The following is a 24,591-nucleotide window of genomic DNA, read 5'->3' as shown; positions in this document are numbered from 1 at the left end:
ATTAAAATGAAAAAATATACAATCTTATTACTTTTACTTACCGCTGGGACACAATTTTCGTGTAACCAAGATTTGGATCCTACGGTATACAGCAGTTTGACTAATACCAACGGGTATCAGACAAAATCGGATGCTATTGCAGCTATCAATTCCATTTATGGAAGATTAAAAGGACCTTCTGTAGGCGATAACTTTTCGTATTGGGCTACAAGACATTTTGCTCTAACAGATATTGCTACAGATTTAGGACACTGCCAATTTGGAGGAGATCCAGGACAATTATCATTAGGAACTTGGAACTCAGCAAACGGTCTTCTAAAAGAAGACTGGAACGCAATGTATAAATTGATTGCCAATGCCAACAATGCGATTTTCAACATTACACCAATGGGCGGTATTACAGCTGCTGAAAAAGCACAATTTATTGCAGAAGCTAAATTCTTAAGATGTTCTGCTTACATGGATTTGACAGATTCTTGGGGGCCAGTAATTTTGATTACCGAAGCGAACCTTGGAAATCCTGGGTATTTAGAACAAACTCCGCCATCATCTGTAGAAGAAATTGATGCTTTCATGATTAAAGAATTGACTGAAGCTGCCGATGTTCTTCCTCTTAATTACAAAAACAATGAAATTTACGGTACAAATGATGTAGGTCGTGCTACAAAAGGTGCTGCTCTTACATTATTAGCAAAATTATACTTGAGAAGCCATGATTGGCAAAAAGTAGCAACGCTAACCAAACAAGTAATGGATTTAAATGAATACCAGCTTTATCCTTCTTATTTAGGTTTATTTAAAGAAAGTAACAAATGGTGCAGCGAAAACATCTTCTCTTCTTTGAGTGACGCCAACACAAACGGAACAGAATTATTAAACCACTTTGGTCCTGTTGATCACCCTGTTGTTCAGAACAGATGGCAGTATTATACTGTAAACTGGGATTTCTACAACACTTTTGGTGATGAAGATGAAAGAAAACAATGTTTCTTCCCAGAATTTATGGGTACAGATGGTCTTCTTCATAAACAAGCGCCTTCGTTGGGAGCTCAACCGCCAGCTGGGGAATTATACATGCAAGACGTTTCTACAAAAAAATATGCTGACGACGAAACGACTACTTATTATGATGGTCATAGTGTAAATATTCTTCGTTATGCAGATGTTTTATTGAGCAGAGCTGAGGCATTAAACGAAATCAGCGGACCAACTCAAGAGGCTATTGACCTTATCAACCAAGTAAAAGGAAGATCACATGCAAAACTTCTGGTTTTATCAGATCATACGCAGACTAGTTTAAGAGATGCTATTTTACAAGAAAGAGGTTGGGAACTTTTCTACGAAGGAAAACGCCGTTCTGACTTAATCAGAATGAACAAATATGATGTTTTGGTAAATGCATACCACCTTAGAGTTGGTGAGGCCGCTTTAATCAAAATGCCGCAAAACAAATATTACACGTATCCACAAAGTCAGGTAGACCTTAATCCAAACTTAAGCAACGCCGACAGACAATAAAGAATATCTAAATCAAGAACAGACAGTTAAATGTCTGTCTGTTCTTGAATTTTTATAACAATAAAAGTACTTTTCTGTTTCACAAAAGAAGCTTTTCAGATGATCAAAAAATTAATACAAAAAGGAAGTTTTATTTTAGTTCTGCTTGCATTGGCAAGTTGCTCTAACAACCAAATTATCTCCAATATCAATATTGGCACTCATGGCAACAACGAATTGAAAATTCAGATCGATGTTACTACGAATGACCAAGCACAGGTATATGCAGAATATTGGTCGGACAAAAAGGGAACTCAAAGTAAAATCACCTCTCCTATTTCAAAATCAGGTCTTAAACATTCGCTGGTACTTTGCAACATAACTCCTGAAACCAATTATAGTTTTCAATTAATAACGGTTCAAAACGGTAATAAACAAACCAGTAAAGTTTATACTTTCAAATCTAGAAAACTTCCAGAATGGCTACAAAAACAATTTAAAGCCAATTGCCCGAAACCAGAATTACTACCAGAAAATTTCAAAAAAGGTTTTCTGCTTTTAGCCAAAAGAGAAACTCCAGGAACGGCCTATATTGTAGATTACAAAGGAAATTTAAGATGGTATCATACGCTTGAAGGAACTGGATTTAAAGTTACGCATTTTACAAAAGAACAAACGATTCTTTCCATTTTGGGAACAAATGATGAACCAACAAGTTATGGAAGTGAAATCCTAGAAATTAATCTTCAAGGCGATACTTTAACCCACATCAAAAAAGGGCAAGGCGATTTGAAGCAGGTTCTTCATCACGAAATCATCAAAAAATCGGCTGACGAAATTGTCGCTTTAACTGTCGAGCAAAAAATAATTGATTTAACTTCTATCGGAGGAAAAAAACAAGATACCATCAACGGAGACGGAATTATAATCTTAAATAAAAAAGGGAAACAGCTTTGGAAATGGAGTGTTTTTGATGATTTAGATCCGTTTAAAGATAAAGATTTACTAAAAACTAAAAAGGATTGGACACATGCCAACAGTTTGAGTTACGATATAGATGGAAACTTTTTAATCTCATTCTATAATAACGGTCAGATTTGGAAAGTCAATTCTAAAACAGGAAAAGTAATCTGGAAATTAGGAAAAGGCGGCACAATGAAAATGGCTCCAGATGCTAATTTCTCTCAAGCGCATGCCGCACATATCGATCAAGAAGGCAGTTTACTGTTTTTTGATAATGGTGTCGATATCAAACAATCTTCGGTTTTTGCCTTAAAAGTGGACGAAAAAAATAATGATGTAAAACTTGATTTTCATATCAAATTACCAAAAGATATATACAACGATAGAATGGGAAGTGCTTATATGATCAATAAAGACCTCTTTTTAGTTTGTTGTTCAAAAAGACACATTACCGTTTTAACAAATAAAAAAGGAGTTCTGTTATGGGCTTTAGAATCTGAAATTCCGCCATACAGAACCATCTTTATTCCTGAAGAAAAACTGAAACCTTTTCTTCTAAATTAGAAAGTGACACTCCTGCAAGGTTTTTAAAATCTTGTAGGTTTGAATACAAAACGAATACCTACAAGGTTTGCAAAACCTTGCAGGAAAATAAATAAGATTAAAAATAGTACCCATGAAAAAAACATTTCTTATCGGACTTTTTTCAGCATTATCAATGGCTGTTTTCAATTCCTGCACCAAAACCAATTCTCAAACTTTGGCTTCAAAAACAACCGAAGAAGGAGAAGAAGACGAAGGTTATATTACAATTGATACTTCTAAAATTCCTGATGATCAATTTGGAGAATCGGTTCGTTACGGAAGAGAATTAATGATGAAAACGGCTTATTACATTGGACCAAACGGAAAAAACGGACAATATTTAGGCAATAAAATGAACTGCACCAACTGTCATCAAGATGCGGGAACAAAGCCTCATGCATTCAATTTGATGTCTTCACACGATAATTATCCACAATATCGCGGGCGCGAAAACAAGGTGCTTACACTAGCAGAAAGAGTTAATAACTGCATTATGCGCCCGCATTCTGGAAAACCGCTTCCGTTGGACAGTAAAGAAATGGTAGCCTTTTTATCTTATTTTAAATGGATCAGCAAATTTGTGCCAAAAGATGGTAATTTTAAAGGAGCTAAAAATTTGGAAATAGAATTTCCCGATGTGGCTGCAAGTCCAGAAAGAGGAAAAGTTTTATTTGCTGAAAACTGCGCAAGATGCCACGGAAATAATGGTGAGGGAGTTTACAATGCTGACAAATCGGGTTACACCTACCCTCCTCTTTGGGGACAATACGGTTATCAGCCAGGTTCAAGTATGCACCGCGTAATCAAACAGGCGCAATGGTTAAAAAGCAATATGCCTTATGATAAAGTACTGCTTGGAAAACCCTATCTTACAGATAAACAAGCGCTTGATATTGCTGCTTATGTAAATGACGATTCCCAACATTCAAGACCAAACCCAAAAACATTTGATTATCCAAACAAAATGGGCAAACCAATCGATTATGCACACAGTCCGTTTAACGATAATTTCTCTGAAGAACAGCATAAATATGGGCCTTACAAACCCATTATTGCCTACTGGAAAAAACAAGGATGGAAAGCCGTTTACTAAACTCAAAATATACTATTTAACCTGATTATACAATGAAACTAAACCTAAACAACACAACGCTTTTAAGCAGAATATTGATAATGTGTTTTATCACGATCAGCATTCCTCTAACTGCACAAATAAAATATTCAGACGGAAATGACAGCTGGAATCCGAATCAATTAGGAAATCACCGCGCTGTAGTTGCTTTTTCCGGTTCAGGAAATGTTGCTAAAACAACCATCGAATGGCGAAGAAGAGACACAAATCCAGAACTTAAAAAAATTATCGTTCAGGATGCGTCTGGAAAAGAAATTCAGAACATAAAAACCGAAAATATCAATAGAGAAAACGGAACTATCTTCTTTGAACCAATTTCAGGAAAAGGAACATACTACGTTTATTATATGCCTTATGTTGATGAAGGAACTGCTAATTATCCTAAAGGAATTTATCAGAAGCCAGAAAACAAAGCCGATGCAAAATGGCTTTCTAATGTAAAAGCAAACTTAAAAGACAATGCGGCTGTAACAGAAATTCAGAGCGTAAATGCTTTCAATAGTTTTTATCCGATGGAAGTAATTGCAACAGCATCTGAAACTTCTGCTCTTGTGGCAAAAAACAGCGGAAATTCTTTCTTGGTTTTCCCAGAAGATAGAGAACATTCTATCAAATTAAAATCAGATTTACCACAAAGATGGATTCAGAAAGGCGTTCAAAACAGCTTTTCTGATACGGCAATGAAAGGTGAATATTTAGCTTTTCAATTAGGCGTTTATGCTCTTGAAGATTTAAAAAATATAAAAGTAACTTTTACCAATTTAGTAAGCACAACTGGCGCAACAATTGAAGCGAAAGATATCAGCTGTATCAACACGGACGGAACGAAATATGACGGCAATCCTTTCACCAATACTGTTTCTGTTTCAAAAGGAAAAATTCAAGCAATGTGGTGCGGTATCGATGTTCCGCAAACTGCAGCTGCTGGAACTTACAACGGAAAAGCAACTGTAACTGCTGATGGAAAATCAAAAGAAATCAACCTTCAAATTACAGTTTCTAACCAAGTAACAAAAAACGGAGGTATCGACAGTCCTGAAAAAATGACGCGTCTAAAATGGTTAAACTCAACTTTAGCGCAAGAAAATACAGTTATTGCTCCTTATACTCCATTAACCGTAAACAATTCTGAAATTTCATTATTAGGAAGAAAACTAATTGTAGCGCCAAACGGATTTCCTGCCCAAATCCAGACTTTCTTTACTCCTGAAATGACTTCTGTAACTACAAAAGCAAATGATATTTTAAGTTCTCCAATCGATTTTCATTTTGTTGATGCATCTGGAAAAGAGGCGCAATGGAAAAACAGCGGTGTAAAATTCACCAAAAAAGAAGCTGGAACAGTTTCTTGGGAAAGCACTTCAACTTCAAAATCGGTTCAAATGGATGTAAATGCTTCTGTTGAATTTGATGGTTTCGTACATTATATCGTGAAAGTTACAGCTCTTGAAGATGTTTCCTTTAATGACATTAATTTCCAAATGCCAATGCAGCCAACATCTGCAAAATACATGATGGGATTAGGTCAAAAAGGTGGCGATCGTCCTGCAACTTTCGACTGGAAATGGGATGTTGCGCATAAAAACCAAGACGGCGCTTGGATTGGTGCTGTAAACTCTGGATTGCAGTTTTCTTTGAGAGACGAAAAATACAGCCGTCCGTTAAACACGAATTTCTATTTGCAAAAACCTTTGTTATTGCCAACTTCTTGGGGTAACGAAAACAAAGGAGGAATTACGATTACACCAAACCAAAAATCGGTTCTAGTAAATGCGTACAGCGGAGCTAGAACAATGAAAAAAGGCGATGTTTTGTATTATAACTTCAACTTATTAATTACGCCATTCCACACCATTAATGCCGATTTTCAATGGGATACAAAGTTTTACCACAAATACAGTCCAATCGATTCTATTGCTAAAACTGGCGCAACGGTGATTAATATTCACCACGCAAATGCAATCAATCCGTATATCAATTATCCTTTTATCGAATTTAAAAAGATGAAAACGTATATCGATGAAGCGCATGAAAAAGGATTAAAAGTAAAAATCTACAACACGGTTAGAGAGGTTTCTAACAAAGCTTATGAGACTTTCGCTCTTAGAAGTTTAGGTCACGAAATCTATTCACCAGGAAAAGGTGGCGGATTCTCTTGGTTGCAAGAACATGTTGGCGACGATTATATCGCTGCTTGGTTTGTTCCTGAAATTAAAGATGCGGCAATCGTAAATAGCGGTATGAACCGTTGGCACAATTATTATGTGGAAGGAATGAATTGGCTGACTCAAAATGTTGGTATTGACGGAATTTATCTAGACGACGTTGCTTTCGACAGAATCACAATGAAACGTATCAAAAGAGTTTTAACCAAAGATGGCCACCCTGGAATTATCGATTTACATAGTGCAAATCAATACAATAAAAGCGACGGATTTAATAACAGTGCCAACTTATACATGGAGCACTTTCCGTACATCAATAAATTATGGTTTGGAGAATATTTTGATTACGAAAAAAATCAACCTGACTTTTTCTTGACTGAGGTAAGCGGAATTCCGTTTGGATTAATGGGAGAAATGCTTCAGGATGGAGGAAATCCTTGGAGAGGAATGGTTTACGGAATGACTAACAGATTGCCTTGGAGCGATGGTGCAGATCCGAGAAATATCTGGAAAGTTTGGGATTCTTTCGGAATTAAAGGTTCTGAAATGATTGGATATTGGAGCGAAAACTGTCCTGTAAAAACAAACAATGACAAGGTTCTAGCAACAGTTTATAAAAAGAACGGAACAGCTTTAATTTCAATCGCAAGCTGGGCAGATGCTGATGTAAATGTGAAATTGAATATTGACTGGAAAAAACTAGGAATCAATCCTGCAAAAGCGACTATTACGGCTCCAGAAGTTACCAATTTCCAGTCTGCAAAAACGTTCACAACAAAAGACGAAATACCAGTTTCTAAAGGAAAAGGCTGGTTATTGATTGTGAAGTAAATACAACTAAAATTTAATGCCACAGATTACACAGATTAACACAGATTAAAAAAAATCATTTTAATCTGTGTAATCTGTGGCAAAAAAACAACCACAAAAAACTAGCTCTCCATCATGAAATTTAAACCATTATTATCCTTTTTACTCCTTGGAAGCCTCTTTGTCTCAGCACAAAACAAACCCACTATAAAAGAATACAAAAAAATATTTACAACATATCCGTTTTCAGATCCTGATCCGATTCCGAAACCAGATACCAAGTTTTATCCGTATTTCCGTTTTGATGGTTTTACCGATAAACCCGTTCAGAAAGAATGGAAAGTAATCGAAATTGAAAACGATTATATCAAATTGATGATTCTGCCAGAAATTGGCGGAAAAGTTTGGTCGGCTATAGAAAAATCTACAGGAAAAGATATTGTTTACAATAATCATGTGGTAAAATTTAGAGACATTGCCATGCGCGGACCGTGGACAAGCGGCGGTGTTGAAGGCAATTACGGAATTATTGGACACACGCCAAACTGCGCCACTCCTGTCGATTATAAAATCATAAACCGAGAAGACGGAAGCATTAGCTGTGTAATTGGAGTTTTAGATTTATTAACTAGAACTTCTTGGAAATTAGATATCAATCTGCCGAAAGACAAAGCCTATTTTACCACAAATTCGTTTTGGTGTAACACAACCGAATTTGAACAGCCTTATTACACTTGGATGAATACAGGAATTAAAGCGGCCGAAAATCTGCAGTTTATTTATCCGGGACAAACTTATATTGGACATAACGGAGATTACCATTCGTGGCCAATAGATAAGGAAAACGGCAAAGATTTATCTTTCTATAAAAACAATAATTTTGGAGGTTACAAATCGTATCACGTATTTGGGAAATACGATGATTTCTTTGGCGGATACTATCATGACGAAGATTTCGGAATAGGAAGATACGGCAATCACGACGATAAACCGGGTAAAAAAATCTGGATTTGGGGATTGTCTCAACAAGGAATGATTTGGGAAAAATTATTAACCGATACTGACGGACAATATGTAGAAGTGCAAAGCGGAAGATTGTTTAATCAGGCGAGCGAAGGCAGTAATCTTACACCTTTCAAACAACGTTCATTCGCACCATATCAAACGGATACTTGGACCGAATATTGGTTTCCTGTAAAACAGACAAAAGGTTTTGTAAAAGCCAATAATTATGGCTCAGTCAACATTAAAAACGAAAACGGCTGGCTGAAAATCTATTTTTCTCCGCTTCAAAAATTAAATGAAAAAATTGAAGTTTTTGAAGACGATAAAAAAGTATATTCTAAAGATATTGCACTAAATACGATGCAAACTTTTAAAGATTCCATTCAGGTAAAAGTTGATTCTAATAAATTGAAATTTGTTTTGGGCGGTAATAAATTGGTTTGGAATTCTGCTCCAGAAGACGGAAACATCAATCGTCCTGTAGAAATACCTAAAGATTTTGATCACAATTCAGTTTACGGATTGTATCAGCAAGGAAAAAACTACATCAGTTTCAAAGATTATGTTCTGGCTGAAGATAAATTGAATGCCTGTTTGAAACTAGATCCAAACTACGCTCCTGCCCTTTCTGCTTTGGCATCTTTACAAATCAGAAAATTAGATTACAAAGCGGCTGTAAATACAGCAAGCAAAGCTTTATCAATAGACACTTATGATCCTGCGGGTAATTATTTTTATGCTTTGGCAAACTTCCATTTAGGAAATAATACCGATGCAAAAGATGGTTTTGACATTGCGGCCGCAAGTGTCGAATTCCGCAGTCCAGCTTATACCGCTTTAAGCAAAATTTATTTGGCCGAAAACGATCTTTCAAAAGCGATTGAATATGCTGAAAAAAGCTTGATATTCAATCAATACAATATAGAAGGTTTACAGGTTGTAGCGGTTTTATATCGTCTACAGAATAATTCAGATAAAGCAAATTCGGTTTTAAAAACGATTACAAAACTGGATCCCCTGAATCATTTTGCTGATTTTGAAAAATACCTTTCGAATAATTCAAACGATTCTAAAAATGCTTTTACTGCCGCCATTCAAAACGAAATGCCAGAACAGACTTTTCTTGAGTTAGGAATCTGGTACAACAATATAAGCCGAAAAGAAGAAGCTTTAAAAGTATTTTCTATCGCTGAACCAAGTGCTGAAATTATATATTGGAAAGCCTTTTTAGAAAACAAACCAGTTGATGTAAGCAAAATCAAACCAGGAACGAGTTTTCCTTTTAGAAATGAAACCGCAGAAATTTTGAAATCATTAATTAAAACAAATGATCAATACCAATTGAAATATCATTTAGGTTTAATTGAATGGAATCGTAACAGCATTTCAGAAGCTAAAAGATTGTTTTCAGAATGCGGTTCAAAACCAAATGATCCTGCTTTTTATGGCGCAAAAGCTTCGTTATTTAAAGATGATGCTTCAATAGTATTGGCAAGTCTACAACAGGCAATAAAATTGGATCCGCAAGGCTGGAGATACCATAAAATGCTTGCAGAACATTATATCGCTCAAAAACAATTTGATAAAGCGCTTACAACGGCGGAGTCTTTTTATAAAAAACATCAAGACAATTATTTGATTGGAATGCTTTACGCTAAAACTTTATTGCTAAATAAAAAATACCGCGAAGCCGATTCGTTCTTGACCAAATTGCAAATCCTTCCGTTTGAAGGCGCAACCGCAGGAAGACAATTGTATCACGAAGCTAAATTGATGCAGGCTTTAGCAGAAATCAAAAACAAGCAGTACAAAAAAGCATTACAATTTATTGCCGATGCCAAACTGTTTCCAGAGAATTTAGGCGTTGGAAAACCGTATGACGAAAATATTGATGAAAGACTAGAAAATTGGCTGGATTATGAATGTTATACCAATTTAGGAAACAAAGAAATGGCTTCTAAATCTTTGGACAAAATTGTCGCTTTCCGTCCTGTGATTGATAATACGGTTATGAATTTCCTTCCGGCAAATCAATTGGTTTCGGCTTGGGCAATAGAAAAAACGTCTTCTTCACAAGAGGCCGAAAAATGGATTAAAAATCAGGCCAATTTATATCCCGCAAACAAAATAGTACAGTGGACTTTATTGTCTTACACCAAAAAACAATCGAATATTTTGAGTGAAGATGAAAAAGACGGTGAAGTTAGAATTATCGAAAAATTGTAAAGAACTTTCTAAAACAATAAAAATGAAAAACCATTTTTTTAAATATACTTTTTTGGGTCTTGTCCTTTTTATGGCTCCAAAAATAGAGGCGCAAAACAAAACAGAAAAAGAAGATGAATTATCTATTTATCGCAGTACTCCTCTAAAAACGCATGATTTAATTCATACCAAATTGGAAGTTTCTTTCGATTACGGAAAACGTTATTTATACGGAAAAGAATGGATTACCTTAAAACCGCATTTCTATGAAACCGATTCGCTTAAGCTAGATGCAAAAGGAATGGATTTTAAAGAAATTGCTATTATTGATGGCAAAAAAAGCATTCCGTTGCAATACAAATACGATAACGAAGAGCTTTCAATCGCTTTAAACAGAAAATACAAAAGAACCGAAAAGTATACGATTTTCATTAATTACACTGCAAAACCAGCAGAACTGAAAAGTAAAGCGGGCGAGTCAATTACCAACTCAAACGGATTGTACTTTATCAATCCTGACGGAAAAGGTGATAAACCAACACAAATATGGACTCAAGGTGAAACGGAAGCTTCTTCTTGCTGGTTCCCGACAATCGATAAACCAAATCAGAAAACAACTTCTGAAATTGCGATGACTGTCGAGGCAAAATATACAACGCTTTCAAACGGTAAATTAACCTCGAAAAAAGTAAATAAAGACGGGACAAGAACTGATATCTGGAAGATGGAACAGCCAAATGCGCCTTATTTATTTATGATGGCCGTTGGTGATTTTAAAATCTATAAAGATTCTTATAATGGTAAAGAAGTCAGCTATTATTTAGAGCCAAAATATGCGCCATATGCCAAACAGATTTTTTACAAAACGCCAGATATGATGAATTTTTACAGCAAAATGCTTGGTGTAGAATATCCTTGGGCAAAATATGCACAAATTGTGGTGAAAGATTATTTTGGAGGCGCGATGGAAAATACTTCAGCAACCGTTCATGGTGAATATGTTCAGAAAACAGAACGAGAATTATTAGATGATAATCAAGAAAGTACCATTGCTCACGAACTTTTTCACCAATGGTTTGGGGATTATGTAACAGCTGAATCGTGGTCGAACTTAACCATGAATGAATCGTTTGCCACTTTTGGAGAAGTGCTTTGGCACGGGCATGATGCCGGACAAGATGGTGAAGACAGATCTCGTTATGAAAAATTACAGAATTATTTACGTTCTCAAAAAAATGGTGACAGTCCTATTTTAGCTCGTTTTCATTACAGAAATGCAGACGATATGTTTGACAATATCAGCTATTCTAAAGGTTCGATTATTTTGTATGCCATGAAAAACCAAATGGGTGACGAAGCTTTTTTTAAAGGTTTAAATCATTATTTAACAACAAACGCTTATAAATCTGGCGAACCGCATCAGTTGCGTTTATCGATGGAAGAAGTGACTGGAAAAGACTGGCTGCCTTATTTTGATCAGTGGTATTATAATGCTGGAAGTCCGATTCTGGATGTGACTTACAAATACGCTAACGGAAAAGTTACCATTACAATAAGTCAATCTCAGGATAGTGCCGTGCAAACCTTTACACTGCCTTTAAAAGTTGATTTTTACATAAACGGAACTAAAATCAGAAAGGATATTTTAATCAATAAAAAACAACAAAGCTTCAGTTTTGATCTTCCTTCAAAACCTGAATTTATTGATTTAGATCCAGATAAAATCTTAGTTGGAGAAGTTAATATCGATAAAAAAACGGCTGCTGATTATCTTTTTCAGTATAAAAATGCGCCATCATATTATAACCGAATTGAAGCTATAAAATTTGCTTCAAAAGACAGAAGTCAAGAGTCACAGCTTATTTTACTGGAAGGTTTAAAAGATCCTCAAGAAGATTTAAGAGTGTTGAGCATCAAAGCAATTGATTTAAATGAAAAACAAACCAAAGATCAGGTTTTAAAATCACTGCTTGACATTGCCAAAAACGACAAAAAGACCATTGCCAGAGCAAATGCTATTGTAAAATTGGCTTCTACTGGAGATACTTCTTATAAAACGTTAATGGAAGAAAGCATTAAAGAACAATCATACAACGTAATTGCTGCAGGATTAGCAGGATTAACAAAATATGCACCAGCCGAAGCAGATAAGGCATTGGCTTCACTAGATGACGATACCCAAAAACATGTAACGCCATTAATGAAAAGATTTAGTAGTCAAAAATAATTATAAAAGTCCTTGGATTGTTTTGTTTTTGAAAACCTCTCTAATTTGGTTCATTAGAGAGGTTATTTTTAGAATTACCAGCTATAAAAGATTCAATTTAACACATAGAAACATAGATTTTTGTTGCTTCTATTTAAGATTAGAGAAAAAGCAAGCTTTAACACATAGCTCTATGTGCATTAAAATTAGTGAAACGCCTTTTTTTAGTTTGCAATGACTATGTTTCTATGTGTTAAAAATCACATCCAACTAATTAAAATAAATGCCCTAAAAGCATTTTTTGAACACCAAATTACCAACTTATGAAAACTACCTTTTTTAAACCTCTAATAATCCTTTTTCTTTTGTTCGGATGGACAATTTCAACCGCACAAATGATTAAGACCAAAACTCCTGCGCGTGCAAAAGGACAGCAAGATGTATTGAGAATGGCAGCAGATCCGATTCCGACCGTTCGTGTTGCTTTTATCGGACTTGGAATGCGCGGTCCTGGCGCCGTTGAACGTATGACACATATTCCGGGTGTAGAAATTGTAGCCTTGTGCGACATGACTCAAGAAAACACTTCAAAGTCAAATGAGATTTTAACGAAAGCCAGATTTCCAAAAGCACAGGAATTCTATGGTGATGAAAATGCTTGGAGAAAAGTTACGGCTTTGCCAAACGTAGATTTAATTTATATAGCAACAGACTGGCTTCATCATGCTTCTATCGGAGTTCAAGCCATGAAAGATGGAAAACACGTTGCAATAGAAGTTCCAGGCGCTTTAACCATGAAAGAAATCTGGGAACTTATTGATACTTCAGAAAAAACAAGAAAACATTGTATGCAATTGGAAAACTGCGTTTATGATTTCTTCGAATTAACAACATTAAACATGGCTCAGCAAGGCCTTTTTGGAGAAATTCTTCATGCTGAAGGTTCTTATATTCACGGTTTACAGCCGTTTTGGGGAGAATATTGGAACAATTGGAGAATGGATTACAATATCAAACACCGCGGCGATGTTTATGCGACACACGGGATGGGGCCGGCTTGTCAGGCACTAAACATTCATCGCGGTGACAAAATGAATTTCTTGGTTTCTATGGATACAAAAGCCGTGGGAAATCCTGCTTACATTAAAGAAAAATCGGGACAGGAAATTAAAGATTTTAGAAATGGTGATCATACCATGACGATGATTCGTACCGAAAACGGAAAAACGATCCAAATTCAGCATGATGTTACTTCTCCTCGCCCGTACAGCAGAATGTATCAATTGAGCGGGACAAAAGGATTTGCTAATAAATATCCTTTGGAAGGTTATGCTTTAGACGGAAAAGAATTAAGCGACGATGTAAAACCAAATCACGAAAAGTTAAGCGCGCACTCTTTTGTTCCTGAAGAAGTGAAAAAAGCATTAATGGAAAAATACAAACATCCAATTGCAAAAGGAATCGAAGAACAAGCCAAAAAAGTAGGCGGTCACGGCGGAATGGATTTTATAATGGATTATCGTTTAATTCACTGTCTGCAAAAGGGACTTCCGTTGGATATGGACGTGTACGATTTAGCCGAATGGTCTTGCCTTGGCCCACTAACCGAAATTTCATTAGACCATAATTCTGCTCCCGTTGAAATTCCAGATTTTACGCGTGGAGGCTGGAATAAACTTAAAAAATTAGAGTTTTCAGAATAAATATATTGGTTAGTTAAAGAGGGACAAGAGGGCAAAGTAGATGTTGCTCTCTTGTCTGTTTTAGACCGTTCATAAAATTGAGATTGTAAAAAATATGTCGCTCCTCTGGAGCTTTACATTTTAAACTTATATTCTTTGCTATAAATATTTCGCTTCTCTGAAGCTTGTAAAAAGAGCTCTTCTTCTGAGATCTTTTTTAAATGGACGAACATTTATAAAAACATATTGCAAAACCCCAGCGGGGTCAAATATTTATAGTATTTCAATCACGTTCATGAAAAAGCTCCGGAGGAGCGACATATCTTAAATTGTGAAAAGATATGTCGCTCCTCCGGAGCTTTTCATTGTATATGTATATTCTTTGCTATAAATATTACGCTTCTCCGAAGCTTATCTCTGGAGCTCTTCATATTGTATACATTTATTTTTTACTATAAATAATTCGCTTCTTCGAAGCCTACAAAAAAAAGGAGCTGTCTTTTTGAGACACCTCCTTTCTTAATTTTATTTGAATAAAAATTAATTCCAGTTGAAACTAATTCTTTTTTCGATTTCACTGCTTAAACTTAGAAAAACCGGACAAGTCATTGCAGCACGCTCTAAAATCGTTTTGCTTTTTTCATCAGCATTACTTTTCATTTGAAATACAATTTCGATTGCTCCAATTCTTCTTGGTTCAGCATTCATAATCTTAGTTACTTCAGCTGTAGAACCAACAAAATCTACTTCCAAATCACGGGCTTTGATTCCCATAATTGTCATCATGCAGCTTGCTAATGCGTTTGCTACAGTATCTGTTGGAGAAAATGCTTCTCCTTTTCCGTTATTATCTACTGGTGCGTCAGAAATGATTTCGCTTCCTGATTGCACATGAATTGAACTTGTTCTTAAATCTCCTAAATAGGTTACTTTTGATGTCATTAATTTGCTACTTTTAAAGTTAAGTCACTATCATAATATAAGATGTAAACACCTTTATTAGCGTGTCCGCCATCTTCTTTTCTATAATATTGAAATTTATTGTCTACTTGCTGAGTCGTCATTAAATCAGCTGTTTCTTGAAATGTTTTTCCTTGAGATAAACGCATCATCGTGTCAAACGTTACATCAAATCCTCTAGTTGCATAAGTTGTTGGATTTGCTTTGTTTTTCAAACGAAATTGTTTTTCATAAATTAAAACTGGTTGTTCATCGCTTTCGCGCGTAACAGAAGGATACATTAATTTCAATTTAATCAAATTTTCAAAACTAATTTCATCTGTATCCAATGTGCTATTTGGCTCTAAAATCACCAATTGAACCTGACATGTTTTCTGAGAATCAAGCAATGCTTTAATCGTAGCTTTAACCATCGCTGTATTACCGGTTTCCATCACAACATAATTCATTCGATTTGGCATCAACAAGCTTTTTAAATTAGCCACATCCAAACCACCAGTTTCTGTTAAAGTTGCAAATGCAACTCCTTTTTGGTTTTGTCTGATGTAATTAATAACCGATTCCTTTTTCTTATCTACTACCGCTACAATATTCCCGTTTTTAGAACGCATATAATCAAAAACCGAATTTCTAATCACGTCATTTGAAGGTATGGTTTGGTATAAATTGTCAATCGGATTGGCGCTATCTTTTGATAAAGGAGAAATTACCGGAACATCATACGAACGCAGCATGTTTGCTGTCGTTTCTGCGTTGCTTTGGTAAAATGGCCCAATTACAGCATCTGCATCTTGAAGCTTCGGAGTTAAACCTACAACATTAGAAGTTGTTTTAGTTTCCTGCGAATCGTAAATAGCAACATCAATTGGAAGTTTTAATGTTTTTGCAGAATCAATCGCCATCATAGCTCCAGCATAAAAATCTAAAGTCATGTTTAAGAACTTGTCATTTTTAATTCTGTTAGCTGTTCCAGAAGTATCGCTTTGTACTTTAGCCAAATTAAAAGGAAGCAATAAAACTACTTTCTTACGCTCGTTAAGCCCTTTCTTTTTGGTCAATTCAACAATTTCTACGTTTTCATTTTCAGTCGATTTTACTTTATCGATAATTTTAATTCCACCGCCCGTATTTTCAACTGGTTTGTATACTGAAGAATCAGCAGGTTTATCTGGCACTTGTGCAGCAACAATTGGTGCTGGAGCCACATATCCTGTTGGAACTTTCAAAACCATTCCTTCTTTTACACCTTCAGAAAGTGACGGATTCAATGCCACTAATTCTTCTTGCGACAAATGAAAAACTCTTCCTAAACTATAAAAAGTTTCCTTTGGTTTAACCTGATATTCCATATAAGTCACTGCTTTTTTAGAAGTTTCAGCAGGCTTTTTACTTTCTACAGCTTTTGCCGTTTCTACTGGAGCAGATTCTGTTTTTGGAGCTGTTCCTTTTATCGTTAATCTATAACCAACTGGCAAGCTGTTCACAATATCTGGATTGCGTTTTTCCAATTCGTCAACCGTAATATTATACTGTTTTGCAATACCAAATTTTGTTTCTTTTGGCTGAACATCATGATAAACATATTTTTCAGCACCTTTTTCTTTAGCAGGTTTTGCTGCCGCTGCTTTTGGAGCAGATCCTTTTGCTGGAATAACCAATTTTTGTCCGATTTGAACACCTGTTTTTTCCAAAAACGGATTTGCAGCTTTTAAAGCTTCATCTGAAATTCCGTATTTTTTCTCGATACTATAAAAAGTTTCCTTTGGCTGCACTTCATGGATAATCTCCTTTCCTGAAGCCACTACAGTTTTGGTTTCAGAAACTTCTTTTTTTGCTTCTCCTGTTTTTGTCGGAATCAACAGCACAGAATTTGGCACCAATCCCGTTCTTGCATCTGGATTGAGCTGATAGATATCATAAGGCGTTACCTTAAATTTTTGTGCAATCTGATTAATCGTCTCACCGCTCGATACTTTATACTTCACCACTTTTTCTTGCGAAAATGCGCTGGAAGTCATAAAAAATACGAGAGACAATACTGTTAAATAATATTTCATAATAAGGCTTAAAACAATTTAATTTCTAATTCTAAAATAAGTTACAATTTTACTAAAAGCAAAATTCGCGCCGTTTGCTTTATTGCTGTAAAAATTACCTTAAATCGATTTCTACTTTAGCAATAATGATTTCTTTATATAACTCATCTTCTTCTTTTTTCTTGCATTTATAAAGCACTTCTTCCATGTTTTCGAACTTATTGGCGTAAACATAATACGAAAGGCTGTTAATGTTGAAAAAGAAGCTAGCGTTAAATTCGCCAGAATCAATGAGTTTCATAATGAGCTTATCTCGGTCAACTGCGTCTGTAAATATACCTAAAACTAAGTAATACCCGTTTGAAACTTCTTTAAGATTATCATAAACTTCAACTTTTACTGTTTTGTCAGGTCTTAACGGATTGTCTTTCAATTCTTGTTTCATTTCTTGCAATGAAATTGTTTTTGAATTTTCAGCTGCACCCTTTTTCTCCTGTTTCTTAACCGCTTCATCCTGATATTTTTTCAATTTGATCAAAGCCAATTTATCATCAAATTTTCGAGCTTCCATACTGTAATAAGAAGCTTTACTGATGTGTCTTTTTACTTCAATTTTTTTCTGAGTGTCCAAAGAATCTATTTTAGCAATTAAAAGCTGATTTTTTTCATCTCCTTTTTCCTGCTCGATTTTATAACGTTTAATTTCTTCTAAAGACAAACGCTGCTGTAAAGGTTCTGTATTGGATTTTTTCTCGCTTTCGCGGATTTTCTTCTTGTATTCCTGATTTTCCTCAACTGCTATTTTCTCTACTTTATTCATCAAACCAGCGTAGGCTTTTCTATTTTCAGCCAATTCTTTTTTCAATTGAAACGATAATTCATTCGTTTTATTGATTCCTTCAGAAGATTGTCTTTCTAGTCTTTTAGATTCTTCAACATTGAGAATATCCATTCGCTTTAACTCTTTCAAATCATTATTCATTGAAGTGACAAGCGAATCTAATTTGGCCATTAAAATATCTTGAACATTTTTATTCGCTTCTAAAACCAAACGTAATTTTTCGACCGAGTTTTCTTTAGAACCATTCATATCGTTCAGATTCACTTTCAGATCATTAATTTTTATAATTTTCTGATTCATCTCTTTCTGAACCACAAGACGGTCTTTTAAATCCTCAATTTCAACTGTTTTAGCTTTTGTTTTTTCAACCACAACTTGTTTTTCGGCCAAAGCCAACATCAATTCTTCACTTTCGTTTGATGGTTTTATGGCTGCAGTATTAATGGCTAATTTGTTTCCAACAACTAATCCGTTTACGATTTCAGGATTTTGAGATTCTAATTGATCAATTGAAATTCCGTATTTCTTAGCAATCGAAAACTTGGTTTCTTTTGGCTCTACAACATGAAAAATGGTTTCTTGATTAATTACGCGAACTCTCCCGTCCAACGTTTTTCTTTTGTTCGGAATTGAAATCGTTTGACCAATTTGCAATCCATTAATCAAAATGTCTTTATTCAAATTTTCTAAATCTTGAACCGAAACATTGTATTGTCTCGCAATGCTGAATAAAGATTCTTTAGCCACAACCTGATGCGTCGTTTTTGAAGAAACACCAGCTTCTGATTTAGTTGCACTATCTAAATTTTGAGGAATTATTAATTCTTGACCTATTTGGAGTCCGTTGGCCAGAATTTCTGAATTGGCATTCTGAATGGCTTCAACCGAAATATGATATTGTTTTGACAAACCAAACAATGTTTCTTTGGGTGCAACAATATGGGTTTGTTGCTTTGAAGTTGCATTTTCTAAGGAATGAACTGGAATCTTTATAATCTGATTATCCTTGATTCCGTTTTGCGATTCGGGGTTGAGTTTGTAAATCTCGTCTACAGAAACCTTGTATTTTTGGGCAATGAAAAAAGCGGTTTCTCCTTTTTGAATTCTGTGTTCAATTATTGCATCTTGTGCAGTTATTTTGTTAAAATACAAAACAAACACAAGAGAAATTGTTAAAAGTTCTCTCATAAGTAGTAGGTTATAAAAAATTAAGGCCTTACAAATGTAAGACCTTAATTTTAAATTATGCTACTATTCCCACTCAATTGTTGCAGGTGGTTTTGAACTAATATCGTAAACTACACGATTCACGCCTTTTACTTTATTGATAATGTCGTTTGACACTTTCATCAAGAAATCGTAAGGCAAATGAACCCAGTCAGCAGTCATACCATCTGTTGATTCTACAGCTCTAAGCGCTACTACTTTTTCGTAAGTACGCTCATCACCCATAACACCAACACTGTTTACAGGAAGCAAAATTGCTCCAGCCTGCCAAACTTTATCGTATAATCCCCAAGATTTTAATCCTTCGATAAATACAGAATCAACATCTTGTAAGATCTGTACTTTCTCTGGCGTAATATCTCCTAAAATTCTGATTGATAATCCAGGTCCTGGGAAAGGGTGTCTTCCTAATAATTCTGGATCTATTCCTAAAGTAGCTCCTACTCGTCTTACTTCGTCTTTGAAAAGCATTCTAAGTGGTTCTACAATTTTTAATTTCATATAATCTGGCAATCCACCAACATTATGGTGCGATTTAATTGTTGCAGATGGTCCTTTTACCGAAACAGATTCGATAACGTCTGGATAAATAGTTCCTTGCGCCAACCATTTTACGTCTTCTAATAAGTGCGATTCATCATCAAAAACTTCGATAAATACACGACCGATTGTTTTACGTTTTGTTTCAGGATCGCTGATTCCGGCTAATTCGCCAAGGAAACGATCTCCAGCATCTACACCTTTTACATTTAATCCCATTCCTTTGTATTGATCTAATACATTTTGGAATTCGTTTTTACGTAAAAGTCCGTTGTTAACGAAGATACAGTATAAATTTTGCCCGATTGCTTTGTTTAATAAAACTGCCGCTACAGTAGAATCTACTCCTCCAGATAAACCAAGAACCACTTTATCGTTTCCTAATTTCTCTTTTAGTTCTGCTACCATTTCGTCAACGAAAGCATTTGGAGTAAAGTTTTGAGGAACTTCAGCAATTTTAACTAAGAAATTTTCCAGCATTTTTTTCCCATCTGTTGAATGGTAAACCTCTGGATGGTATTGAATAGCATAAGTAGTTTCGCCTTCAATTTTGTAAGCTGCGTATTCTACGTCATGCGTGCTTGCTAATTTTACAGCATTTGTTGGAAGCGCTTTGATACTATCGCTATGACTCATCCAAACCTGGCTGTTTTCTGAAACTCCTTCAAAGAAAGTTTCACCTTCTTTAATATAAGACAAGTTTGCTCTACCGTATTCTCTTGTATTGGAAGCAGCTACTTCACCGCCGCTGAAATGAGCCAAATATTGAGCTCCGTAACAAACAGCAAGCAAAGGCATTTTACCTCTAATTTGTGATAAATCAGGATGTGGCGCATCTTCTCCTCTAACAGAGAAAGGGCTTCCTCCTAAAATTACGGCTTTATAACTTGATAAATCACTTGGAATGTGATTGTAAGGAAAAATTTCGCAGAATATATTTAATTCGCGAACTCTACGCGCAATAAGCTGAGTATATTGCGATCCGAAATCTAAAATAAGTACGTTGTGTTGCATGCGCAAAAATACTTTTTATATTCGAAATTGAAAAATCGGAGCAGTGAAAAAAAATATTTTTTTTTCACTGTAGATTCTAAGATACTTAGTTACTAAGATTCTGAGCTTTTTTCTAACTCAAAAAACAAAAAACTTAGAACCTTAGCAACTCAGTATCTTTGCAAATCCAAAAACCCAATTATTTCGTACATAACGAAAAACCCAATTTAATTTAACCATGAAATCAAAAATTATTGCCCTGACAGCTTTCTTATCGATCTTTTTTAGCTCTTGCAACACTGTTGATGATTTGCTAACTTTTACTATTTCGAACAATGCTTCGATTAAAATTCAAAGCACTTCTCCAATTAATCTGCCTTCAGAGATTATTACGCCAGAGGTTACGACCAATTCTTCTGCTGAGTTTGAAAACAATAAAACAAAAGCAAATTTGGTGAAAGATGTAAAAATCAGATCGCTGAAATTATCGATTACAGATCCTTCGGATAAAACATTTACCTTTTTAAAATCTGTACATCTATATATTTCTACGGCTAACTCAGAAGAAATTGAATTAGCGTATGCTGATAATATCAATGTATCAAGCAACACGATCGATTTGATTTGTACTGATAAAAGATTAGATGAATATATAAAAGCAGACAGTTACAAAATCAGAACGAAAGTAACATTGAAAGAAACCTTAACAAAAGATGTGACCGTAAAAGCAGAAATGAAGTTTAAGGTTACTGCGGATCCATTTTGATCAAAGTAACAAAGTAACAAAGTGACAGAGTAACAAAGTGAGAGAGTAACAAAGGTTCAAAGAAACGAAGTGTAAAAACTTTGTTACTTTGAACCTTTGTCACTTTGTATCTTCTAGCGCTGAAAGCGCTTTACTCTTTCGTCACCACTATCGAAGCTTTAAAACCTGCGGCAAGATTATCCCAGTAATCATTGGTAACTAGATTGCCTTTATCGTCGTAAACCTGTATTTCTGCTGTGTTTCCTCCAAGCGTTCCTATATTTAGAGCTTCAAAATCTAATTTATTAAAACCTTGTCCAAGATTGATTTTTACTTGCTGGAAATTGGAATCTAGCAAAATTCGGTCTCTTACCACAACTTCATTGCAAGATACTTTTACTAAATCGCCATCAATTGCTCCAAAATCTCGAAACTTCACTATAAAATATTCTGATTTCGTTTTAAAATCACCCAACGAAATATTCCTCTTTACCAACACGCCGCGTCCTTCTCGTAAACCAGCATCTTTTAAGCTTTTATCCAAATCTTTTTCCATTTTTGCTACATATCGGTCACCAGGATTAGCAAAATCGGTTTCAGTAGACATGGTAAATTTGCTTTTTTCTTCTCCAATCTGAAATTTTGATTTTGGAGTTATAGTAGTATTTTCAAAAACATTTGGCGTTTTAATTGCTGGCATATCATTAAAATCTGCCTGCGGATCTTTGACTTCAGGAATCGGAGTCTTTTTGGGCTTCGCAGTAAACTTTCCCCCTGGAATTGCTTTGAATTTAGTATTAGACTCAATTTGAGCCGATACAGACATCGCAGTAAAAAATAATATGAAAAATAAAATGTGCTTCATTGAAAAAATATTATCGAATCGCCTTTTATAATTAATACAAACCAAAAGTCTAGCATCACAAAAATAGTATAATTTAGTTAGGTGCTACAACTTTAGGAGTTTTATAACATTAAATTAAGCTAATTTTTGGAATCAAAAAACCTGCCAAGATTTTTTATTTCTTAAAAAATAAATTTCAATTTTATAATTTACAAATTCCAAAAACTGACTTTACAAAAGCATACAGCATTTTGATTATTAACAACTTATTCTTACCTTGAAGACTTTATTTACCATTTATAAATCTTAGCAAAATGGATTATATCGATTATTATAAAGTACTAGATGTTACAAAATCTGCTACCGAGGCAGACATTAAAAAGGCCTATAGAAAACTGGCCAGAAAATATCATCCAGATTTGAATCCGAATGATAAAGAAGCCGAGAAAAAATTTAAAGAAATAAATGAAGCAAACGAGGTTTTAAGCAATCCAGAAAATCGAAAAAAATACGATAAATACGGAAAAGACTGGAAACATGCTGAAGAGTTTGAAAAAGCAGGTTACGACCCGAATCAGCAGCAAAGCAGGCAGCAAGGCGGTTATCAATATTCTGAAGGCGATTTCTCTGGTTTTGAAGGCGGAGACTTTTCTGGAAGCGACTTTTCCGATTTTTTTAATTCGATGTATGGCGGAGGAAGAAGCAGATCTCAATCTAAATATAGAGGCCAGGATTTTAATGCCGAACTGGTATTAGACCTAGCTGAAGCTTACAAAACACATAAACGAAACTTGTCAGTAAACGGAAAAAATATTAGAATTACGATTCCTGCCGGTGTAGAAAACGGACAAATTATAAAAATTCCTAATCATGGCGGACCAGGTGTAAACGGCGGACCAAACGGCGATTTATACATCACCTTTATAATTTCAAATAATTCAGATTTTAAACGTGAAGGAAATAATTTGTACGCCGAGGCGCCAATCGATCTTTACACGGCTATTTTAGGCGGAGAAACATATATCAATACTTTTGATGGAAAAGTAAAAATTAAAGTCCCACCAGAAACGCAGCCTGGAACAAAGGTAAAATTGAAAGGAAAAGGTTTTCCTGTTTACAAAAAAGAAAATCAGTTTGGTGATTTATACATTACTTATACCATTAAACTCCCAACAAAACTGTCGGATAAAGAGAAAGAATTATTTGAAGAATTAGCAAAACTAAGAAAGTCATGAAAAGTAAAAATTTAATCCAGATCAAACAGTTTTGTATGTATCACGAAATTGAAAACACTTTTATCACTGAACTTAATAATTATGGCCTTATTCACATTATTAATGAGGAAAATGACGAGTTTCTGGAACAAGAACAGCTGCCAACGGTTGAAAAAATGATTCGAATGCATTATGATCTCAAAATAAATCTAGAAGGAATTGACGCCATTGCACATTTATTAAATAAAATTGAAGCCTTACAGCAAAATTTAAATACGATACAAAATAAGCTTCGCCTTTACGAAGAAAGAGAAACTGAATAACAATTAATATCACAAAAAAGCTTGAATTTCTGAATTGATTTCAAGCTTTTTTTAATTCCTTTCAGAACCATAATTCTTAAATTGCAACATCTTTAATTAACCTGAATTTGCTTTTAAAACGTACAGCCAAATTCGCAAAAAACTAAAAAAATGAAAAGAGAAAACATCTTAACTGGATCGCCTTGGGAAGACAAAATGGGATATTGCCGTGCCGTAAGAATTGGCAATATTGTGGAAGTTTCTGGAACTGTAGCCATTGTTGACGGCGAAAAAGTAAAAGCTGATGACGCTTATGCTCAAACCTATAATATTTTGGAACGAGTTGAAAAAGTTTTAGAAGATTTAAATGTGGGGATGAAAGATGTTATTAGAACTAGAATTTTTACTACCAATGTTTCTACTTTTGAAGAAGTGGCGAGAGCACATTCTGCTTTCTTTAAAGATATAAAACCAACAACCGGATTTTATGAAATCAGTAAACTGGTTGCTCCAGAATATTTGGTTGAAATAGAATTTACTGCTGTTGTTCAGTAATTTTTTATAGCCACGAATTCACGAATTATATTTATTTAAAAGAATTCAATTATTTAAATTTGTGAATTCGTGGCAAAAAAGTCA

16 protein-coding genes are annotated in these 24,591 nt (G+C 34.9%); 11 read left to right on the top strand and 5 right to left on the bottom strand.

Going from position 1 to position 24,591, the window contains the following annotated elements:
• Nucleotides 1-6 precede the first annotated feature (6 nt).
• The 7 genes from NCC77_RS09605 to NCC77_RS09575 all read left to right on the top strand — a co-directional run bounded on the left by NCC77_RS09605 (nt 7) and on the right by NCC77_RS09575 (nt 14,271).
• Nucleotides 7-1,518, top strand: a complete 1,512-nt coding sequence (locus NCC77_RS09605; RefSeq protein ID WP_250835372.1) for a RagB/SusD family nutrient uptake outer membrane protein — start codon at nt 7-9, stop codon at nt 1,516-1,518.
• A 99-nt stretch (nt 1,519-1,617) separates the two neighbouring features.
• Nucleotides 1,618-3,024: an aryl-sulfate sulfotransferase gene (locus NCC77_RS09600; protein ID WP_250835371.1), complete on the top strand. Its 1,407-nt coding sequence runs from the start codon at nt 1,618-1,620 to the stop codon at nt 3,022-3,024.
• Nucleotides 3,025-3,136: 112 nt separating this feature from the next.
• On the top strand, nt 3,137-4,138 hold the full coding sequence (locus NCC77_RS09595) for a c-type cytochrome (protein WP_250835370.1): 1,002 nt from the start codon (nt 3,137-3,139) through the stop codon (nt 4,136-4,138).
• Between the two features lie 32 nt (nt 4,139-4,170).
• Nucleotides 4,171-7,173 carry a glycoside hydrolase domain-containing protein gene (locus tag NCC77_RS09590; RefSeq protein WP_250835369.1) on the top strand — a complete coding sequence of 1,001 codons (3,003 nt, stop codon included), beginning with the start codon at nt 4,171-4,173 and terminating at the stop codon, nt 7,171-7,173.
• A 114-nt stretch (nt 7,174-7,287) separates the two neighbouring features.
• Entirely contained in the window at nt 7,288-10,383 is a 3,096-nt protein-coding gene (locus tag NCC77_RS09585; RefSeq protein WP_250835368.1) for a DUF5107 domain-containing protein, read from the top strand.
• Nucleotides 10,384-10,405: 22 nt separating this feature from the next.
• A complete protein-coding gene (locus tag NCC77_RS09580; protein ID WP_250835367.1) occupies nt 10,406-12,589 on the top strand; it encodes a M1 family metallopeptidase in 2,184 nt (727 codons plus the stop codon).
• Between the two features lie 302 nt (nt 12,590-12,891).
• Complete coding sequence (locus NCC77_RS09575; RefSeq protein WP_250835366.1) at nt 12,892-14,271, top strand: Gfo/Idh/MocA family protein; 1,380 nt, start codon at nt 12,892-12,894, stop codon at nt 14,269-14,271.
• A 519-nt stretch (nt 14,272-14,790) separates the two neighbouring features.
• Here the strand turns inward: NCC77_RS09575 and NCC77_RS09570 are convergent.
• The 4 genes from NCC77_RS09570 to guaA form a co-directional block, all read right to left on the bottom strand.
• Nucleotides 14,791-15,192: an OsmC family protein gene (locus NCC77_RS09570; RefSeq protein WP_250835365.1), complete on the bottom strand. Its 402-nt coding sequence runs from the start codon at nt 15,190-15,192 to the stop codon at nt 14,791-14,793.
• A complete protein-coding gene (locus NCC77_RS09565) occupies nt 15,192-17,267 on the bottom strand; it encodes a LysM peptidoglycan-binding domain-containing protein (RefSeq protein WP_250835364.1) in 2,076 nt (691 codons plus the stop codon). The genes NCC77_RS09570 and NCC77_RS09565 overlap by 1 nt, the downstream gene beginning before the upstream one ends.
• A 94-nt stretch (nt 17,268-17,361) precedes the next feature.
• Entirely contained in the window at nt 17,362-19,275 is a 1,914-nt protein-coding gene (locus tag NCC77_RS09560) for a lytic transglycosylase (protein ID WP_250835363.1), read from the bottom strand.
• 63 nt (nt 19,276-19,338) lie between these two features.
• Entirely contained in the window at nt 19,339-20,868 is a 1,530-nt protein-coding gene (guaA, locus tag NCC77_RS09555; protein WP_012024443.1) for a glutamine-hydrolyzing GMP synthase, read from the bottom strand.
• Nucleotides 20,869-21,085: 217 nt separating this feature from the next.
• Between guaA and NCC77_RS09550 the strand changes: the two genes are divergently transcribed.
• Nucleotides 21,086-21,613 (top strand): hypothetical protein, encoded by a 528-nt coding sequence (locus NCC77_RS09550; protein ID WP_250835362.1) that lies wholly within the window; start codon nt 21,086-21,088, stop codon nt 21,611-21,613.
• Between the two features lie 130 nt (nt 21,614-21,743).
• Here the strand turns inward: NCC77_RS09550 and NCC77_RS09545 are convergent, their stop codons facing one another.
• The gene (locus NCC77_RS09545; protein ID WP_250835361.1) at nt 21,744-22,457 is read right to left on the bottom strand and encodes a hypothetical protein; all 714 of its coding nucleotides are present in this window, start codon (nt 22,455-22,457) and stop codon (nt 21,744-21,746) included.
• A 293-nt stretch (nt 22,458-22,750) separates the two neighbouring features.
• On the opposite strand from NCC77_RS09545, the gene NCC77_RS09540 reads away from it, so the two are divergent.
• The 3 genes from NCC77_RS09540 to NCC77_RS09530 all read left to right on the top strand — a co-directional run bounded on the left by NCC77_RS09540 (nt 22,751) and on the right by NCC77_RS09530 (nt 24,507).
• On the top strand, nt 22,751-23,671 hold the full coding sequence (locus NCC77_RS09540; protein ID WP_250835360.1) for a DnaJ C-terminal domain-containing protein: 921 nt from the start codon (nt 22,751-22,753) through the stop codon (nt 23,669-23,671).
• On the top strand, nt 23,668-23,973 hold the full coding sequence (locus NCC77_RS09535) for a chaperone modulator CbpM (protein ID WP_250835359.1): 306 nt from the start codon (nt 23,668-23,670) through the stop codon (nt 23,971-23,973). Before NCC77_RS09540 ends, NCC77_RS09535 begins: the two co-directional genes overlap by 4 nt.
• A 150-nt stretch (nt 23,974-24,123) precedes the next feature.
• Nucleotides 24,124-24,507 carry a RidA family protein gene (locus NCC77_RS09530; RefSeq protein WP_095929905.1) on the top strand — a complete coding sequence of 128 codons (384 nt, stop codon included), beginning with the start codon at nt 24,124-24,126 and terminating at the stop codon, nt 24,505-24,507.
• Nucleotides 24,508-24,591 lie beyond the last annotated feature (84 nt).

This window comes from Flavobacterium tyrosinilyticum (genome assembly GCF_023656565.1).
GTDB classification, from domain to species: Bacteria; Bacteroidota; Bacteroidia; order Flavobacteriales; family Flavobacteriaceae; genus Flavobacterium; species Flavobacterium tyrosinilyticum.
This window is presented reverse-complemented; position numbering and strand designations above follow the sequence as displayed.

What these genes read in the sequence shown, in the direction of transcription:
- NCC77_RS09590 (WP_250835369.1), top strand. Translation starts at nt 4,171, where the DNA reads ATGAAACTAAACCTAAACAACACAACGCTTTTAAGCAGAATATTGATA.
- NCC77_RS09580 (WP_250835367.1), top strand. Translation starts at nt 10,406, where the DNA reads ATGAAAAACCATTTTTTTAAATATACTTTTTTGGGTCTTGTCCTTTTT.
- NCC77_RS09545 (WP_250835361.1), bottom strand. Translation starts at nt 22,457, where the DNA reads ATGAAGCACATTTTATTTTTCATATTATTTTTTACTGCGATGTCTGTA.
- NCC77_RS09560 (WP_250835363.1), bottom strand. Translation starts at nt 19,275, where the DNA reads ATGAGAGAACTTTTAACAATTTCTCTTGTGTTTGTTTTGTATTTTAAC.
- NCC77_RS09595 (WP_250835370.1), top strand. Translation starts at nt 3,137, where the DNA reads ATGAAAAAAACATTTCTTATCGGACTTTTTTCAGCATTATCAATGGCT.
- NCC77_RS09570 (WP_250835365.1), bottom strand. Translation starts at nt 15,192, where the DNA reads ATGACATCAAAAGTAACCTATTTAGGAGATTTAAGAACAAGTTCAATT.
- NCC77_RS09575 (WP_250835366.1), top strand. Translation starts at nt 12,892, where the DNA reads ATGAAAACTACCTTTTTTAAACCTCTAATAATCCTTTTTCTTTTGTTC.
- NCC77_RS09605 (WP_250835372.1), top strand. Translation starts at nt 7, where the DNA reads ATGAAAAAATATACAATCTTATTACTTTTACTTACCGCTGGGACACAA.
- guaA (WP_012024443.1), bottom strand. Translation starts at nt 20,868, where the DNA reads ATGCAACACAACGTACTTATTTTAGATTTCGGATCGCAATATACTCAG.
- NCC77_RS09550 (WP_250835362.1), top strand. Translation starts at nt 21,086, where the DNA reads ATGAAATCAAAAATTATTGCCCTGACAGCTTTCTTATCGATCTTTTTT.
- NCC77_RS09540 (WP_250835360.1), top strand. Translation starts at nt 22,751, where the DNA reads ATGGATTATATCGATTATTATAAAGTACTAGATGTTACAAAATCTGCT.
- NCC77_RS09585 (WP_250835368.1), top strand. Translation starts at nt 7,288, where the DNA reads ATGAAATTTAAACCATTATTATCCTTTTTACTCCTTGGAAGCCTCTTT.
- NCC77_RS09530 (WP_095929905.1), top strand. Translation starts at nt 24,124, where the DNA reads ATGAAAAGAGAAAACATCTTAACTGGATCGCCTTGGGAAGACAAAATG.
- NCC77_RS09565 (WP_250835364.1), bottom strand. Translation starts at nt 17,267, where the DNA reads ATGAAATATTATTTAACAGTATTGTCTCTCGTATTTTTTATGACTTCC.
- NCC77_RS09535 (WP_250835359.1), top strand. Translation starts at nt 23,668, where the DNA reads ATGAAAAGTAAAAATTTAATCCAGATCAAACAGTTTTGTATGTATCAC.
- NCC77_RS09600 (WP_250835371.1), top strand. Translation starts at nt 1,618, where the DNA reads ATGATCAAAAAATTAATACAAAAAGGAAGTTTTATTTTAGTTCTGCTT.